At 59.1% G+C, this 16867-nt stretch carries 20 protein-coding genes; 7 read left to right on the top strand and 13 right to left on the bottom strand.

Annotated elements, in window-relative coordinates; translation table 11 throughout:
* The first annotated feature begins 92 nt into the window (after positions 1 to 92).
* Positions 93 to 701 carry a hypothetical protein gene (locus tag SIB38_RS10500; RefSeq protein ID WP_412551984.1) on the top strand — a complete coding sequence of 203 codons (609 nt, stop codon included), beginning with the start codon at positions 93 to 95 and terminating at the stop codon, positions 699 to 701.
* Between the two features lie 30 nt (positions 702 to 731).
* Here SIB38_RS10500 and SIB38_RS10495 read toward each other — a convergent pair whose 3' ends face one another.
* Positions 732 to 1232 carry a GNAT family N-acetyltransferase gene (locus tag SIB38_RS10495; protein ID WP_294113910.1) on the bottom strand — a complete coding sequence of 167 codons (501 nt, stop codon included), beginning with the start codon at positions 1230 to 1232 and terminating at the stop codon, positions 732 to 734.
* 91 nt (positions 1233 to 1323) lie between these two features.
* On the opposite strand from SIB38_RS10495, the gene SIB38_RS10490 reads away from it, so the two are divergent.
* Both SIB38_RS10490 and SIB38_RS10485 read left to right on the top strand, forming a co-directional pair.
* Entirely contained in the window at positions 1324 to 1929 is a 606-nt protein-coding gene (locus SIB38_RS10490) for a flavin reductase family protein (RefSeq protein ID WP_294113912.1), read from the top strand.
* 44 nt (positions 1930 to 1973) lie between these two features.
* Positions 1974 to 2606 (top strand): CatB-related O-acetyltransferase, encoded by a 633-nt coding sequence (locus SIB38_RS10485; protein ID WP_294113914.1) that lies wholly within the window; start codon positions 1974 to 1976, stop codon positions 2604 to 2606.
* Here the strand turns inward: SIB38_RS10485 and SIB38_RS10480 are convergent.
* Together SIB38_RS10480 and SIB38_RS10475 are read right to left on the bottom strand one after the other, a co-directional pair.
* A complete protein-coding gene (locus SIB38_RS10480) occupies positions 2603 to 3514 on the bottom strand; it encodes an AEC family transporter (RefSeq protein WP_294113916.1) in 912 nt (303 codons plus the stop codon). The two genes, SIB38_RS10485 and SIB38_RS10480, sit on opposite strands and share 4 nt — an antisense overlap.
* A 199-nt stretch (positions 3515 to 3713) precedes the next feature.
* Positions 3714 to 5360 (bottom strand): SulP family inorganic anion transporter, encoded by a 1647-nt coding sequence (locus SIB38_RS10475; RefSeq protein ID WP_294113918.1) that lies wholly within the window; start codon positions 5358 to 5360, stop codon positions 3714 to 3716.
* 248 nt (positions 5361 to 5608) lie between these two features.
* Here SIB38_RS10475 and SIB38_RS10470 point away from each other — a divergent pair, with 248 nt between their 5' ends.
* The 3 genes from SIB38_RS10470 to SIB38_RS10460 all read left to right on the top strand — a co-directional run bounded on the left by SIB38_RS10470 (position 5609) and on the right by SIB38_RS10460 (position 7882).
* Entirely contained in the window at positions 5609 to 6166 is a 558-nt protein-coding gene (locus SIB38_RS10470; protein ID WP_412551983.1) for an invasion associated locus B family protein, read from the top strand.
* 126 nt (positions 6167 to 6292) lie between these two features.
* Positions 6293 to 7183, top strand: coding sequence for an S-methyl-5'-thioadenosine phosphorylase (locus tag SIB38_RS10465; protein ID WP_294113923.1), 891 nt, complete (start codon positions 6293 to 6295; stop codon positions 7181 to 7183).
* A 69-nt stretch (positions 7184 to 7252) separates the two neighbouring features.
* The gene (locus SIB38_RS10460) at positions 7253 to 7882 is read left to right on the top strand and encodes a LysE family translocator (protein WP_294113926.1); all 630 of its coding nucleotides are present in this window, start codon (positions 7253 to 7255) and stop codon (positions 7880 to 7882) included.
* On the opposite strand, the gene SIB38_RS10455 is transcribed toward SIB38_RS10460, so the two are convergent.
* The gene (locus SIB38_RS10455; RefSeq protein ID WP_294113929.1) at positions 7879 to 8109 is read right to left on the bottom strand and encodes a hypothetical protein; all 231 of its coding nucleotides are present in this window, start codon (positions 8107 to 8109) and stop codon (positions 7879 to 7881) included. The two genes, SIB38_RS10460 and SIB38_RS10455, sit on opposite strands and share 4 nt — an antisense overlap.
* A 162-nt stretch (positions 8110 to 8271) precedes the next feature.
* Between SIB38_RS10455 and SIB38_RS10450 the strand changes: the two genes are divergently transcribed.
* On the top strand, positions 8272 to 8811 hold the full coding sequence (locus SIB38_RS10450; RefSeq protein ID WP_294113931.1) for an adenine phosphoribosyltransferase: 540 nt from the start codon (positions 8272 to 8274) through the stop codon (positions 8809 to 8811).
* 59 nt (positions 8812 to 8870) lie between these two features.
* On the opposite strand, the gene SIB38_RS10445 is transcribed toward SIB38_RS10450, so the two are convergent.
* The 9 genes from SIB38_RS10445 to SIB38_RS10405 form a co-directional block, all read right to left on the bottom strand.
* Positions 8871 to 10280, bottom strand: coding sequence for an FAD-binding oxidoreductase (locus SIB38_RS10445; protein ID WP_294113932.1), 1410 nt, complete (start codon positions 10278 to 10280; stop codon positions 8871 to 8873).
* A gap of 46 nt (positions 10281 to 10326) precedes the next feature.
* Positions 10327 to 11136, bottom strand: coding sequence for an MBL fold metallo-hydrolase (locus tag SIB38_RS10440; RefSeq protein ID WP_294113934.1), 810 nt, complete (start codon positions 11134 to 11136; stop codon positions 10327 to 10329).
* Between the two features lie 129 nt (positions 11137 to 11265).
* Positions 11266 to 11856: a GNAT family N-acetyltransferase gene (locus SIB38_RS10435; RefSeq protein WP_412551982.1), complete on the bottom strand. Its 591-nt coding sequence runs from the start codon at positions 11854 to 11856 to the stop codon at positions 11266 to 11268.
* On the bottom strand, positions 11856 to 13118 hold the full coding sequence (locus tag SIB38_RS10430; RefSeq protein ID WP_412551981.1) for a M16 family metallopeptidase: 1263 nt from the start codon (positions 13116 to 13118) through the stop codon (positions 11856 to 11858). Before SIB38_RS10430 ends, SIB38_RS10435 begins: the two co-directional genes overlap by 1 nt.
* The gene (gene thrC / locus SIB38_RS10425; RefSeq protein ID WP_412551980.1) at positions 13115 to 14503 is read right to left on the bottom strand and encodes a threonine synthase; all 1389 of its coding nucleotides are present in this window, start codon (positions 14501 to 14503) and stop codon (positions 13115 to 13117) included. Before thrC ends, SIB38_RS10430 begins: the two co-directional genes overlap by 4 nt.
* 5 nt (positions 14504 to 14508) lie before the next feature.
* Complete coding sequence (locus SIB38_RS10420; protein ID WP_412551979.1) at positions 14509 to 15186, bottom strand: SURF1 family protein; 678 nt, start codon at positions 15184 to 15186, stop codon at positions 14509 to 14511.
* 97 nt (positions 15187 to 15283) lie between these two features.
* Positions 15284 to 16090, bottom strand: coding sequence for a cytochrome c oxidase subunit 3 (locus SIB38_RS10415; protein WP_412551978.1), 807 nt, complete (start codon positions 16088 to 16090; stop codon positions 15284 to 15286).
* A gap of 45 nt (positions 16091 to 16135) precedes the next feature.
* On the bottom strand, positions 16136 to 16699 hold the full coding sequence (locus SIB38_RS10410) for a cytochrome c oxidase assembly protein (protein ID WP_294113946.1): 564 nt from the start codon (positions 16697 to 16699) through the stop codon (positions 16136 to 16138).
* Positions 16699 to 16866, bottom strand: a complete 168-nt coding sequence (locus tag SIB38_RS10405; protein WP_058240054.1) for a hypothetical protein — start codon at positions 16864 to 16866, stop codon at positions 16699 to 16701. Before SIB38_RS10405 ends, SIB38_RS10410 begins: the two co-directional genes overlap by 1 nt.
* Position 16867 lies beyond the last annotated feature (1 nt).

The raw sequence follows: 16867 nt of genomic DNA, 5'->3' as shown, positions 1-16867 counted from the left end.
TCGAGCCAACATCGCGGCGGAGGCACCAAGAAGTCGCGCGCAACTGATTTCCAATTACAAAATTTGACTTCTGAAACACGACGTAAACAACCATGACGCAATTTAGATTTCTGCTATTTTTGATCTTATTTCTTGCTCCATCGGATAGAGCAGAAGCATGGTCCTGCTCCGAATGGCCTCCTGCTATACGTGAGAACAGCCAAAACGCTCCAACCCAACAGCAGTTACTGCGTCATCATTCCATCGCTCTTTCCAGTCGGTTGCCAAATACACTTGCTGAAGGGGAGAAAATAGTCGTTGGAAAGTTCACACGAAACACGTCCACTCCCTTTCTTCACGAAAAACAACTTGAAGACGTTCGAGCTATGTTATGGCCTCCGACTGAAAAGGTCAAAATGCCTTTCCAAATTGAATACACTTACTTAGATGCATACAGTTTTTCGGGCCATAAGTTGGAAGGCTCAACGTTAGTCCAATTTACTTCTGGTTCCGTCGATTTGCGCGTAACCATCTCTGCGGAATACGAAGGAATTGTAGATGTTCTGCCGACGACGGAGCATGACGTTATAGGGGTACTGAAACCCGGGGGTGCCGGGCGAAAGTTTGAGCTCACAACTTCGCACTGTCCGAGCTACATACAAATTGAGCCAGCTCAGCTTTCTGACTTATTGAAATGCTACGAAGAAGCGATGTGTCGCTGATTTGGCGGCATCTGCTGAACAGTGTCCCGTTTAGTCGGCATGCGTGGCGGCCACACTCTCCACATCCCCAAAAACATCGTCCCAAGCGCCCTCAACAAGCGCGCGGCCCAGTACCCGCTCGGGATTGGTCGGCGGCGGCATCACCACGCCGTCCAGTTTCTCAAAGCCAAACCGCTTGTAATACGGCGCATCACCCACCAGCATCACCCGCTCCCAGCCCAAAGGCTGCGCCCGTTGCAAGCTGTCCTCAATCAGCAAACCACCCAAGCCCTCGCCCTGATGCGTCGGGTGCACTGCCACGGGCCCCAGCAACAACGCCGTCGCAGCGCCAATTCGAACCGGCCAATAGCGGATCGCTCCGGCCAAAATCCCCTCGGCATCGCGCGCCACCAAGGACAGCCCCGCTACAGGGTCCACACCATCGCGCAAACGATAGGACGACAAGGCCTCACGCCCCGGCGCAAAGCAGAGGTCATACAGCGCCTCCACTTCCCACCAATCGTCCTTCGTTTCCACTGCCAGCGTAAACACCTGCGCGCCTCTTGCCCGTCTGAAATTTTGCGGTTTCCTCGCCCCTAACATGGCGTTACGACTGCCTGCAAACCAATATGGAGTCAGTCCGATGTTCTATCAGCCCAAAGACGGCCACGGCCTGCCGCACAACCCGTTCAAAGCCATCGTCAGCCCGCGCCCAATCGCCTGGGTCTCCACCCAGGACACAAACGGCGTGCGCAACCTCGCGCCTTACTCGTTTTTCAATGCGCTCGCGGACAATCCCGCGCAGGTGATGTTTGCCTCCACCGGCAAGAAGGACGATCAGGCTGAGGGCAAAGACAGCTTGTCCAATATCCGCGCCACAGGCGTGTTCTGCGTGAACATCGTCGAAGAGAGCATCCGCGACGCGATGAACATCTCCTCCGGACCGCTGGGCAAAGATGAGGACGAGTTTGTGGCCGCAGGCCTGGAAGCCACACAATGTGACACCATCGACTGCCCCCGCCTTGTGGGGGCGCCTGCATCTCTGGAATGCCGCCTGACCCAGATTGTGCCTCTCTTGGGAGAGAACAACTTTATGGCCATTGGCGAAGTGACCGGCGTACACCTGCGCGACAACTGTATTGTGGATGGTATTTTTGACGTCACCACCTACCGCCCGCTGAGCCGCCTTGGCTACAAGGACTATGCGGTGGTCGACAACACCTTCACCCTCGCCCGCCCCGATCAATAAGCAAGGGGCCTCAGGCGCGAGGGACATTTGATAAGGAGGGCCACATGCCCCTTCCCGATCCCAAAACCGCCTTTCCGATCACCCTGCCCGATGGCAGCAAACACGCAGGCACGGTGTTGCTGTCTGCGGTGATCGATCAAGACAACATCAAAGTAGGGGACTACACCTACGCCTCCGACTTTGATCCACCAGAGGATTGGGCACAGCGTCTTGTGCCCTACCTCTATCCCTTCAGCCAAGGCACGCTGGACATCGGCAGGTTCTGCCAGATCGCGCATGGCGTGCGGTTTATCACCAGCTCCGCCAACCACGCCATGGACGGGCTAAGTTGTTACCCTTTCCCAATCTTTGGCGAGACCGTGCCGGAGGGCTACCAGCCCGACAAACGCGACACGATTATCGGGCATGATGTGTGGCTCGGCTACGGCGCGATGGTGACGGCAGGCGCGCAAATCGGCCACGGCGCCATCATCGGCGCAGGTGCCGTGGTGCGTGGCACGGTGCCCCCCTATGGCATCGTCACCGGCAATCCCGGAACTGTGGTGAAAAAGCGCTTTGATGACGCGACTATTGCCGCGCTTTTGGACATCGCGTGGTGGGACTGGCCCAAAGAAACAATCGAGCGCGCGATCCCGGCCATCATGGCCAGTGACATCGACCGGCTAAAGGCGGTCTAAAACACCACCTCAGCCAGTGTGATCCACACCGGCAGGCTTATCGCCCCCAACAAAGTTGTCTGTGCCACCAGTGTCGCGGACAACTCCCGATCTGCGCCAAAGCCCGAGGCCAGCACATGCGCCGCACTCGCGGTCGGCAAAGCCGCCCAGATCACCAGCACCACCGCCACGCCGCTCTCCAGCCCCAACCCAAGCGCCAGCACCAGTGCTGCAACCGGCATCACCAAGAGCTTGGTGGCGCAGATGATGCCGCTAAACGCATCCAGCCGCGCCAGCGCCCCCCAATTCATCGTCGCCCCCACCGAGATCAACGCAATCGGAATGGCCGCGGCTGCCAACATCTCCAGGGGGGCCAAGACCGGCGCCGGGATCGTCAGGCCTGACAGCCCCACCAGCACGCCACCAAGTGAGGCGATCAAAAACGGATTAAGCGCCACTTTCTTGACTGTGCCCCACAGCCCAAAACTGCCGCCCCGGCTCAGCGCGCTGACCGCGAACACATTGGCCATCGGCACCGCCATACCAATCGCCACCGCCATCACGCCCGCGTCGGCCTTATCCGTGGTGGCAATCGCAATAAACGCCAACGCCGTGTTGAACCGCCACGCGGTCTGCCACGCTCCGGCAAAGTCCAAAAACCGCTCGGGCCCAAACCGCCGTGCGCCATAGCCCACCACCAAGCCCACGGCCAACAGCGCCCAGACCAAAGGCGCAATGCCCACCACCTGAGCGACTTCCAAAGGTCGCTGGCTTGCTGCCACAAACAACAGCGCCGGAAACAGGATCTCAAAGTTGAGCTTGTCCAACCCTTGCCAGGCATTGGCCGACAAACGTTTGCGCAGCAGCCCACCCAGCCCAACAAGCAGGAACGACGGCAAAAGCCCGATCAGAATGGCAAGGAAAGTCATGAGGGTTGCTCCGGTGTGGTCCCATTCCTATTGCGCCTGTTCCTGCCAAGAAACAAGAGGCGCGCCTGACCCTAGGTGTGTGCAAAGCGCCCTCCTGTGGGGAGGGTCGGGCGCGCCTCGGCTTCTCCGAGGCAAGAGACGGCAACAAAAAAGGGCCAGCCTCTCGGCCAGCCCATTTCTTAGTCATCTGTTGCTGCGATCAGTGACCGCCGCCAAACACCCCGGTTTTCACCGGATAGTCCACGGCAATCTGATACTCGGGGTCATCGTCACTATCGACCATCAAGTTGCCCGCTTTGGTCAGCAGCTCGTGGCAATCCCGGCTCAGGTGACGCAGCACAACCTGCTTGCCCGCCGCCTCATACTTGGCTGCCACCGCTTCAATTGCCTGCAACGCGGACTGGTCCACCACGCGCGACCGGGCGAAATCCACAATCACATGCTCCGGATCGGCGTCCACAGCGAACAGCTCGCTAAAGCCCTCAGCAGAGCCAAAGAACAGCGGCCCTTCGATCTCATAAACCTTCGCGCCCGGATCGCTCTCGCTCTCACGGGTGTTCGCGTGGATGCGCCGTGCGTTCTGCCAGCTGTAGGCCAGCGCGCTCACGATCACGCCGACGACCACCGCCACCGCAAGGTCTTCCAGCACGGTCACCACCGTCACCAGCACAATCACAAAGGCGTCCATCCGTGGCACACGGCGCATGATCTGGAAGCTGTTCCAGGCAAAAGTGCCGATCACCACCATGAACATCACGCCCACCAGCGCAGCCAGCGGAATACGCTCGATCAACGGGCTTGCGACAACGATAAACGCCAACAGGAACAACGCAGCACAAATACCTGCGATCCGCGTGCGACCACCGGATTTCACGTTGATCATCGACTGACCAATCATCGCACAGCCGCCCATGCCGCCAAAGAAGCCGGTCACTACGTTCGCCGTCCCCTGCGCGATACATTCTTGCGACGCGCCACCGCGCTTGCCGGTCATCTCACCCACAAGGTTCAGCGTCAGCAGGCTCTCGATCAGGCCAATCGCCGCCAGGATCACCGCATACGGCAGGATGATGTAGAGCGTTTCAAGGTTGAACGGCGCCAACAGCGCTGGTGGATAAATCCCCTCGCCTTCGCCAAACGGAATGTGGAAGCTCGGCAGGCCGCCCTTGATGGAGGCCATATCGCCCACGGTTGGCACATTGATGCCAAACACAATCACAATGATCGCGGTGATGCCAATGCCCCCCAGTGGCGCTGGAATGGCTTTGGTCAGCTTTGGCAGCCCCCAGATGATGCCCATGGTCAACGCCACAAGCCCCAACATCATCGCCATCTGCGGTCCTGCCAGCCATGCGTCGGTGTTAGCCGGGTCTTTAAACTGCGTCAGCTGTGCGAGGAAAATCACAATCGCCAGACCGTTCACAAAGCCAAGCATCACCGGATGTGGTACAAGGCGGATGAATTTACCCCAATGCAACGCGCCCGCGATGATCTGCAAAATCCCCATCAGGATCACGGTCGCAAACAGATACTCCACGCCATGCTCGGCCACCAAGGCCACCATCACCACCGCCAACGCACCGGTTGCGCCGGAGATCATGCCCGGACGGCCACCGATCAACGCGGTGATCAGACCGACCAAAAACGCCGCGTACAAGCCCACCAGCGGGTGCACCCCAGCCACAAAGGCAAAGGCCACAGCTTCTGGCACAAGCGCCAGCGCCACGGTCAGGCCGGAGAGCACTTCTGTCTTGATCCGGTTTGGAGTGAACCCTTCGTCCTGCATGATCGAAAGGTTGGGAGGAGAAATATTCTTGGCCAGCATGGCCAACGCCGCGCGTCTCATGAGTGTACCTGCGTAAATCTGGGAGTGTTCGCTTTGCGGCCTCCCTAGCCGGTTTGCCCTTAACAAACAATAGCGGCGACCGGCCCGACGCCCCGTCAGAGGCTTTTGCACCACGTTCCGCCGCGCCACTGCCCCCGCTGCCGCCCAATTCGGCATTTTCCTTCACAGATTGCTGACGCCACGTGATTGGACAGCCAAGCCTATGAAATGAAGAGTGCCGCCAACGCGTACCGTTTCAGGAGTCCCCCATGCGCTGGCTCTTTGCCCTCACTCTGGCCGCAACTCCCCTCGCCGCTCAGGATCAGGCAGCCAACGACCGCCCCTCCAATTGGCGCGTAACCCACCACGCAATCCATGACCTCTGGAACACGCTGTGTGACGAGCGCGACGAAAATGGCACGCTGGCGCAACGCTGTTACATCCGACGCGTGGACGTGTTCTCACCGCAACCAAACTTTGCCGCGCAGTTCTTCTTCCTGACCCAATCCGACGATGACCGCCCTGAAATCGAGTTCGGACTGGAGCTCGGCACCCTCACCGCCCCCGGCAACTTCCGCATCGAACGCGATGGCACCTCCGTCTGGCACACCAACCGGGTCGGCTGTCTAACCGGCACCGGATGCATCTTCGACGGCGACGCCGCAGAAACCTTGCTGGCGGAGATGCGCACTGGAGGCGACTTCCGCTTCACCTTTCGCGATCGCCATGGCGCCTCCCAAGACCTCACGTGGCCGCTTACCGGCTTTGAAGCCGCTTTCGCCTATTACCGTGCCCAACTTGCAAAACGCGGCTTGTCCCAACCCTGATGCCATCCAAATTTGCACCGTCGCGATACAGACGCATTACAGACGCGTTACCGACCCGGCTTTTCCTTGCAATTCCGGCCTCTTGTCCGCACAACTTTGCCCAACGATTAGCACTGGGAGACGGGCATGACTGAGGCCACCAAAGAAACCATGATCGCCGTCATTGGCGGCTCTGGCATCTATGACATCGACGGGCTGGAAGACGCCACATGGCAGGCGGTAGAAAGCCCCTTTGGCACCCCATCTGATGAGATCCTCACCGGCCGTTTGAACGGCGTGAAAATGGCCTTCCTGCCACGCCACGGCCGTGGCCACGTGCACACGCCAACCTCCGTGCCTTACCGCGCCAACATCGACGCGCTCAAACGCCTTGGCGTGACCGATGTGATCTCCGTTTCCGCCACAGGCTCCTTCCGCGAAGAAATGGCGCCGGGCGATTTTGTTATTGTGGATCAATTCATTGACCGCACCTTCGCGCGCGAAAAATCCTTCTTTGGCCCCGGCCTTGTCGCTCACGTCAGCGTCGCCCACCCGACCTGCCCGCGCCTCTCAGACGCCTGCTTCACCGCTGCCACTGACGCTGGCATCAAGGTGCACAAAGGCGGCACCTATCTCGCGATGGAAGGTCCACAGTTCTCCACTTTGGCCGAAAGCAAAATGTACCGCGAAAGCTGGGGCGCGGATGTGATTGGCATGACCAACATGCCCGAAGCCAAATTGGCCCGCGAAGCCGAGCTCTGCTACGCCTCGGTGGCCATGGTCACCGACTATGACAGCTGGCATCCGGAGCATGGCGAAGTGGATGTCACTGAAATCATTGCCACATTGACCGGCAACAGTGAGAAAGCCCGCAACCTTGTGCGTGGCCTGCCTGCCCTCCTCGGAGCGGAACGCGCCGACTGTGAACACGGTTGCGACAAAGCGCTGGAGTTTGCCATCATGACCGCTCCGGACAAACGTGACCCAGAAATGATCGCCAAACTGGATGCGGTCGCAGGTCGCGTGCTCGCAGGCTAATTGCCGCTAGACCAAAGTCCAATTCATCTGTTTGATAGGGCCTGTTGATTCATCTGCAGGCCCTGTCTTATGTCCCTCGATCTCTGGCTGACCTTTGTCGCCGCCTCCACCGCGCTCTTGCTGATCCCCGGCCCCACCATCCTGTTGGTGCTCAGCTACGCGCTCACCCAAGGACGCAAAGTCGCCGTCGCCACCGCTGCCGGAGTGGCCCTGGGCGATCTGATTGCCATGACCGCCTCGCTGATGGGCTTGGGCGCCATCGTACTGGCCTCCGCCACCGCCTTTATGGTCCTCAAATGGGTGGGCGCCGTGTATCTTGTCTGGCTTGGTTTCAAAATGCTGCGCAGCGCCGGTCAGGCCCATTTGGGCGACATCAGCAAATCCGCAGACCTGCCCGCACGCGGCGTCTTTGGTCATGCCGCCGCCGTCACCGCGCTGAACCCTAAAAGCATCGGTTTCTTCATTGCCTTTGTGCCGCAGTTCATTGACCCAACCGCAGCCATGTTGCCGCAGTTCTCCATCCTCATCAGCACGTTTGTCTCCCTCGCCGCTCTCAATGCGCTGACCTATGCGCTCTTGGCCGATCGGCTGCGCAGTCGTATCGAGAAACCGTCCGTGATGCGCGGCCTAACCCGCATCGGTGGCATCACGTTAATGGGCATGGGGGTGCTGACAGCAACACTGAAACGTGCTGCTTAGCGTTTGTTTTTCTTCATAAACTTTCGGATAAAGCCGCGAATTTCCCGCGCGGCACTTGTGTCCATATCCTTGCACAGATCAACAAAGGCATCGCGCTCCTTCTTGTCGAGCCGCAGGATCAGCTGACTGTCCTTCTTGGCTTTGGACTTCACTTTGACCTTGGACTTACACTTAGGCTTTGCCTTCGCTTTGCCCTTGTCCGACTGCCCCGCGTCTGTTGATCCCATGTGACACCCACCCAAGCTGCATCCCTGTCCCAAATCGGCTTACAGAGGGGATGCGCCCTCCGTCCAGAGCAAACTCTCTCCACCGCGACAAACTCCGCCCTTGCGCGCCGCGCTTGCATCCGCCAAACCTGCTGCGTCTGAAATTTAACCCCGGAACCAAAGATGCCTAAAAGCGCCGACGTCAAAGACTACATCCGCACCATTGTCGATTTCCCGCATGAAGGCATCATGTTCCGCGATGTCACCACGCTGTTTGCGGACCCGCGCGGGTTCCGCATGGCGATTGACCAAATGCTGCACCCTTACGCCGGCACCCGCATCGACAAGGTGGTTGGGCTTGAGGCACGTGGGTTTATCCTTGGCGGCGCGATTGCCCACCAATTGAGCGTTGGCTTTGTGCCCATCCGCAAAAAGGGCAAACTGCCCGGCACCACCATCTCGCAGGATTACAAGCTCGAGTACGGTGAGGCGATTGTCGAGATCCACGACGACGCCATCCAGCCCGGTGAGCAAATCCTCGTGGTCGATGACCTGCTGGCCACCGGCGGCACCGCTGAGGCGGGTATCAAGCTGATCGAACGGCTGGGCGGCGAGATCATCAGCTGCTCCTTTATCATCGACCTGCCGGAGCTTGGCGGCCGTAAGAAACTTGAAGCCATGGGCATGGATGTCTCCGTGCTCTGCGAATTCGAGGGCCTGTAAGAGGGGCTTTGCCCCGTCGCCTTGGGCGACTCCCCAGGATACTTGCAGAATGAGAAGACCTAGGGCGCGAGCACCGCGCCCGGGTTCATGATCCCGTTCGGGTCCAGCGCTGTTTTGATGGCCCGCATCGCCGCCAGCCGTGTCGGGTCCGCGTATGTCTCCAAATCACCAACCTTGAGCCGCCCAACACCGTGTTCGGCGCTGAATGAACCTCCGTACTGATGCACCAGATCATAAATCTGCGCGCTCAGATCGTGGCGAATATCGTCATAGTCATGCCGATCGCCGCCTTTGGGCGGGAACAGGTTGTAATGCAAATTACCATCGCCAAGATGCCCGAAACAGTTGATGCGCAGCGGACATTGCGCGGCAATTTTGGCGCTCATCTCTGTGATAAACTCGGGCAGCGCTTCCAGCGGCAGGGAAATGTCATGGCTTGCCACCGAGCCAATCGCCTTATTGGCCACCGGAATATGCTCTCGAAGGTTCCAGAAGTCGTCCTGCTGGCGCGCACTCTGTGCGATCAGCCCGTCCGCGACCAAGCCTTCTTCAAGCGCTTCGCCAAACAAATCTTCCAGAAGGCCCTCCGCCCCCGATCCGGTGCCCACCTCGATCAGCACCGACCACTCTGGCGCAGCCTCAAACGGCAGGCGCACGTCCGGCAAGGTTTCGACCACAAAATCCATACCGTTCTGATGCATCAACTCAAACGCCGAAACGGATTCCCCTGCGATGTCCCGCGCCATGGCCAACAGGCGCAGGGCCGCTGTCGGGTCGGTCACCACCATGATCGCCGTGGCCACCGATTTTGGCCGCGCAAACAGCTTCAGCGTCGCCGCCGTGATCACGCCCAAAGTGCCCTCCGCGCCGACGAGGAGGTTGCGCAGATCATAGCCGGTGTTGTCTTTGCGCAGCCGCGTCAGCCCGTGCCAGATTTCGCCGGTAGGCAGCACCGCTTCCAGCCCCAAACACAGGTCCCGTGCATTGCCATAGCGCAGAACGTTCACGCCGCCAGCATTGGTCGCCAGATTGCCGCCAATCCGCGCTGTGCCTTCCGCCCCAAGCGACAGGGGAAACAACCGGTCGGCCGCTTCGGCCGCCGCCTGCACATCCTGCAGGATCACCCCTGCTTCCGCGATCATCACGTTTTCCAAAGGGCGCACGTCGCGCACCTTGTTCATGCGCTCCAGGGACAGGATCACCGGCTTGGCGCCTTCTTCCACAATCTGGCCGCCAACCAGCCCGGTTCCCCCGCCATAAGGCACCACTGGCACGCAAGCCGCGTTGCAGGCCTTTACAACAGTTGCGACCTCCTCGACCGAGCGCGGCAAGGCCACCACGCCACCGTTGCCAAAAGACCGCCCACGGGGCTCTTCCAAGTATCGCGGCTCCGGCCTACGCAAGGTGCCTTCCGGCAGCTGTTCGGACAGGGATTGGACAAAATCGGGGGAGACATCATGTAAACTCATGGCCCTGATCTACGCTGCCCTAGCGGCAAGGTCCACGCAAAATCCCTTACGGGTCTTGCAGATAGCGCGGCGCGAGCACTTTAATGGTGGGCCGATCCGGCAAGTCCCGTAGGCTGACGGTCAGACTAGAGCGCCCTTCGTTCTCGATCAGATACTCGTCCGACATGCCGGTCAGAAACGCGCTCAAGGTCCATTCCTCAAACCAATGCATCGGGATCACCACCTGCGCCTTGAGCCGCTTGAGCACCCGCATCATAGTGGGCACATCCAGGCTCATGCCCCCATCCACGGCCGCCATCACCACATCCAACCGGCCCAGGGCAGCATATTGCGCGTCGTTGGGCTCATGGTGCAGATGCCCCAAATGGCCAATGCACAGCCCCGCAACCTCAAAAACAAAGATCGAGTTGCCCTTTTCCTCCACCCCGCCAAAGCTGCGAATGTCGGTGGAGACATTGCGGATCAGCATCGAGCCCAAATCCAAGTGGTGCTCGATCCCCAGCCCATAATCTCCCCACCCCGGCAGGACATTGGGGATCGCGGGATCGGGATTGGCTGTCCAGTGTGTGGAATGCGCGTGGTTCATCGTGACCACATCCGGCACGAGCGTGGTGACGCCCAGAAACCCGGTGTAGTCGGTGACCACATCAATGCCGTCATGGCTCTGGATCAGGAAGGACGCATGGCTAATGTAGCTGATCCGCACCGCGTGCTTTTCTACTGGCTCGCGAAAGGATGCTTTGTGCAAATATTCAATACCAGGCACTTGCGCCAACGCGATACAATGGCTCGGCCGCCGATCCTGCGCATGTGCCGCCGTTGTCCAAATCAGTCCCAAAATAACAAGAAACCGCATTCTGCATTCCTCCCTGTTTCAGGCAGCCTAGCAGAAATCCTCCCATTTGGCGTTCACGGTTTCTTGGGCTTCTTCTTTCCACAAATATCCTGGGGAAACCTCAGCACTGCTGAGGCTGGGGCAAAGCCCCTACACCTGCCCTGCCAACGTGCGCCCACGCCGGTCATGGCGCAATGACGCGTACAACACATGGGTGCGCCAGCGGCCGTTGATCTGCAAATAGCTCTGCGCCACGCCTTCGTATTTGAACCCAGATTTCTCGAGCACGCCGCGGCTCGCCACATTCTCCGGCAAACAGGCTGCCTCAATGCGGCTCAGGTCCAGCCGCGTGAAAGCATGGTGCACCACCGCCTCAATCGCCTCGGCCATAAAGCCCTGTCGCGCAAAGGGCTGTCCCACCCAGTAGCCAAGCGTGCCAGCCTGCGCCGGTCCGCGACGGATGTTGTCGAGTGTGATTGCGCCAACCAGCCTGTAATCTTCGCGGCGAAACATAAACAGCGGCACGGCGCTGTCATTGCTAATCGAGCGCTGCGCCCAATAAACGCGATTGGTAAAGCTCTTGCGGCTCAGGTGGCTGCTGGCCCAAACCGGTTCCCAGGGAATGAGGAAATCCGCACTGGCAGAGCGCAGCTCCGCCCACTCGCGAAAATCCGCATGGATCGGCGGGCGCAAGGTCATGCGCTCGGTCTCGATCCGAACCCTGCGACGCGTCAGAAGCATTAAGCGGCGCGCCTCTCTTCCAAAGCGTCCAGCGCAGGCGCAGCGGACACCGGCCCATAAAGCGCCATCGCGCTGCGGGCTTGGCTCGCCATCTGTTCGGCCAAGCGGCGCACATCGGCGTCGCTCACCGCATCAATGCGCTCCACGGTTTCCGGCAAGCTCGGGATTTTGCCCCAGATTGCCAGCATCCGCGCCAAACGTTCCGCGCGGCTCGACGGGCTTTCCAGCCCCATCAACAAGCCTGCCTTCATCTGCGTGCGCGCCCGCGCGATCTCGACAGAGTTCATATCCTCGGCGGCGCGCTTGAGCTCATCAATGGTGATCTCGGCCAACTCGCCAATTTGCTCGCCCGAGGTGCCCGCATAGATCGTTGTCATGCCGGTGTCGGCATAAGCCCCGGTTTGGGCAAAGATCGCGTAGCACAGCCCGCGTTTTTCCCGCACTTCCTGGAAAAGACGGCTCGACATGCCGCCACCCAAAGCGCTCGAGTAAATCTGCGCTGTGTAGATGTCGGCGCTGAAATAATCCGGGCTTTCAAAGCCAATCGCAAAATGTGCCTGTTCCAACGCCTTTTCGGTGCGGTACTCGCCGCCGACAAATCGCGCGGGGACCAGTTCGATAGATGGCCCGCGTTCCAGATGCCCAAACATCTCCTCGGCCATGCGCACGATCGCGTCGTGATCCACCGCACCTGCCGCCGCCAAAATCATCCGCTCCGGACGGTAATGCTCGGTCACAAAAGCGGAAAGATCCTCGCGGCCAAAGCGGCGCACATGGTCGCCCTCGCCCAGGATGGTGCGGCCCATTGGCTGATCTGGGTACGCCCGCTCTTGCAGCCAATCAAAGACCACATCATCCGGCGTATCCAGCGCCTGACCGATCTCTTGCAAGATAACGCCCCGCTCAACCTCGATCTCGTTTGGATCAAAGATCGGGTTCAGCACAATGTCGCCCACCACATCCATGGCCAGCGCCACGTCGTTCTTCAGAACCCGCGCGTAATAGGCCGTAACCTCGCGGCTGGTGTAGGCGTTGATGTAGCCACCCACATCTTCGATGGTCTCAGCAATCTCCAACGCAGTCCGACGCTCCGTGCCTTTGAACGCCATATGCTCCAGAAAATGCGCAATGCCGTTTTGTGGCGCGCGCTCATGGCGCCCACCAGCGCTCACCCAAATGCCGATGCTGGCGCTTTCCAGCCCCGGCATATGTTCTGTTGCGATCTGAAACCCGTTCGCGAGTGTGTGCAGCTTGACTGTCAACGTTGTGCAATCCGTTCCTTGATGAGCGCTTCCAGCGCTCCCAGATCATTGGGAACACGGGTCACGCGTTCGTCTTTGTCCATCATATCCGCCATATGCGGCGGCAGTGCCGGACGTGCCCCCATCGCAGCTTCCACCGCGTCCGGGAACTTCGCCGGATGCGCCGTGGCCAAAGTGACCATAGGCACTTCGCCCAAATAGGCATTCGCGACCTTTACGCCAACTGCCGAGTGCGGGCAAAGCACTTCTGAGGTTGCGGTAAATGCGCTGGCGATGGTGGCGTTTGTTTCCTCTTCCGAGGCCCGGCCGCTGTCAAAATGCTCACGCAGCGTTTCCATCGCGCCTTGGGAGATCGCAAAGGAGCCATCCTTCAACTCTTCCATCAACTGCGCCACCGCGCCGCCATCACGGCCATAGGCGTCAAACAGCGCGCGCTCAAAATTGGAGCTGACCTGAATGTCCATAGACGGGCTGATCGACGGCGTCACGCCCTCTTTGGTGTAAGCCCCGGTTTCCATGGTGCGATGCAGGATGTCGTTTTGGTTGGTTGCGATGACCAGACGGTCAATCGGCAGCCCCATCTTCTTGGCGATGTAGCCTGCAAAAATGTCGCCGAAGTTACCAGTTGGCACGGTGAAGCTCACCTTGCGATATGGCGCGCCAAGGCTCACGGCGGAAGTGAAGTAATACACCACCTGCGCCAGCACCCGCGCCCAGTTGATCGAGTTCACACCGGCCAGCTTCACGCCATCGCGGAAGTCAAAGTCGTTGAACATGTCTTTAAGCTTGGCCTGACAGTCGTCAAAGTCGCCATCCAGCGCCAGCGCATGCACATTGGCGTCCTCTGGCGTGGTCATCTGTTTGCGCTGAATGTCGGACACCCGGCCATGCGGGAACAGGATGAACACATCCACATTGTCCAATCCGCGGAAAGCTTCAATAGCGGCAGAGCCGGTGTCACCCGAGGTCGCGCCCACAATGGTCACTCGCTCATTGCGGCGCGCCAGCGAGAATTGGAACAGCTGACCAATCAATTGCATCGCGAAATCTTTGAACGCCAGCGTTGGACCGTGGAACAGCTCCAGAAGATAGTGGTTCGGCGCCAACTGCACCAAGGGCGCGCGTGCGTCATGGCGGAAGTTCGCATAGGCCTGCGCAATGATGCCTTTGAACTCTTCATCGGTGAAGGCATCGCCCACAAACGGACGCATCACGACAAACGCGGCCTCTTCATACGACTTGCCCGCCAGTCCTGCGATCTCCTCGGCAGACAGCGTCGGAATGCTTTCTGGCACATACAGCCCACCGTCACGTGCGAGACCGGTCAACATGGCCTCTTCAAAGCTCAGCTCCGGGGCGTTTCCACGGGTCGAAATATATTTCACGTCTCTCAGGCCTTTTTGGTTTTGCGCATCCGGCGCAGGTAATACAGGGTCATCGCCACCCAGACAATTGCCAGTCCGTACCATGTCAGGACATATTCAAGGTGATTGTTGGGCAACGCGGCAGTGTCCACCGGCAAAGGCGTCGCAATCGCGCCCTTGTCACTGTCTTCCCGCACGATCAGCAGGACCGGCTCGGTGTTCAGAACCTCAGCCATCTGCTCCACATCACGGGCAAACCAGATGTTGCCGTCCACGTCATTGGCTGGGGTAAAACTGTCCCGCTCATCCGGCCAATGCAAGTTGCCCACCACTTCCACATCGTGTGCCGGACGCGCGGCGTCTTTGTCTTCGGTCTTGATCCAACCGCGATCAATCATGATCCGACGGCCACCTTCAGTCTCAAACGCCGACACCAGGCGATAGACAGCTCCGGCGTCCCGCGTGCTGGCCAACAGGTGGATTTCATCTTCGGTGATGGTGCCAGACACAGCCACCGGCAGGTACTTGTCCCGCTCCAAATCAATGGGCTCCGGCAGCGCCACAGGATCGCTCGCAATCCGCGCATTGATCTCCGCAATGACGCCTTCCTTCCAGGTCAGTCGCTGCAACTGCCATGTGCCCAGCGACACCAGCACCACCGTGCCCAGAATGCCAAAAAACAGCGGCCAGAACAGTCGACGCAAGACAGCGATCCTTCTTAGAAAGAAAAAGCGCGGCAGAACCTGCCGCGCTTTGCTTTAATCGTATCCGCTCTCAAGGATCAACCTTTAGCAGGTCGCCTTATTGGCCCCAGATGTACACGGCGGCAAACAGGAACAGCCAGACCACATCCACAAAGTGCCAGTACCAGGCAGCCGCCTCAAAACCGACGTGCTTTTCTTTGGTGAAATGACCCGCGTTCAGACGCAGCAGGCAGACAAACAAGAAGATCGTGCCGATCACAACGTGGAAACCGTGGAAGCCGGTCGCCATGAAGAAGGACGCGCCATAGATGTTGCCGGAGAAGCTGAACGCCGCGTGGCTGTACTCGTAGGCCTGGAAGAAGGTGAAGATCACACCCAGCAGAACCGCGATGATCAGACCGTTTTTCATGTCTTTGCGGTTGTCTTCATGCGCAAGCGCGTGGTGCGCCCAGGTCGCTGCACAACCGGAACACAGCAGGATCAGCGTGTTGATCAGCGGCAGGTGCCAAGGGTCAAAGGTCTCAATGCCCGCTGGTGGCCACGGGCCATCTACTGCCGGGCTGTTGCCGTTTGGATCCATCGGATACATGCGGTGCTTGAAGAAGGTCCAGAACCACGCCGCGAAGAACATGACTTCGGACATGATGAACAGGATGAAGCCGTAGCGCAGGCCGATCTGAACCACCGGCGTGTGATCGCCTACGTTGCTTTCTGCAATCACGTCAGCCCACCAGCCGAACATGACGTACAGAACCGCCACCAAGCCAATCAGGAACACCCAAGGTCCGCTGTCGTGCATCCACAATACTGCGCCAAACAGCATGATGAAACCACCAACGGCGCCCAGGAACGGCCACCATGAGGGGTTCAAAATATGATAATCGTGATCTTTTACGTGCGCCATTTTCTCAGTTTCCCTCGTTGGAAGGCTTGCCTATTAGTTTTGCTTTTACTCACCCGCTGTCGTCAAGGACGCCAGCTCTTCGGGCAAGTCTGTTTCATAGAAGGTGTATCCCAATGTGATCACCTTGATATATTTCGCGTCCCGGTCATCCACGATTTCCGGATCCACGTAAAAACTCACCGGCATCGTCACCCGCTCACCGGGTTGCAGCACCTGCTCTTCAAAGCAGAAGCAGTCGATCTTGGTGAAGAACCCACCCGCGTCATACGGCGCCACGTTGTAGCTCGCGGTGCCCGCAATCGGACGGTCAGTTGGGTTATAGGCCTCATAGAAGGCCAGGCCGGTCTCGCCGATGCGCACTTCCATCTCGCGCTGCATGGGTTTGAATTCCCACGCCATATCGCGTTCAATAGAGGCGTCAAAGCGGACCTTGATGGTTTTGTCGAGGATCACGTCGCTGCCAGCTTCGGCGGTGTTGGTCACGCCACCAAAGCCAGTCACACGGCAGAACCAATCGTAAAACGGCACAGACGCCCAGGCCAGCGCGCCCATGGTCACAACCACACCTACGGTCTGAACCAGCGTCTTTTTTTTCGGATCCATCGCCATCACTGCCCCCGCTGAATACTGGCGTTTTCAGGCTCATAGTCGCCGCGGGTGACTTTCACCACGGTCAGGCCAAAAACGATGACAATGAAGCTCACCAAGACCAGCGCAACCCCAAGGTTGCGACCAAACCGGCGCTTGTGCAGTTCGTGTTCCTCGCGAAAGCTCATC

Source organism: Shimia sp. MIT910701 (assembly GCF_047126315.1).
Lineage (GTDB): Bacteria > Pseudomonadota > Alphaproteobacteria > Rhodobacterales > Rhodobacteraceae > Shimia.
Note: the sequence above shows the minus strand (reverse complement) of the source record. Positions and strands in the feature narration are given on the sequence as shown.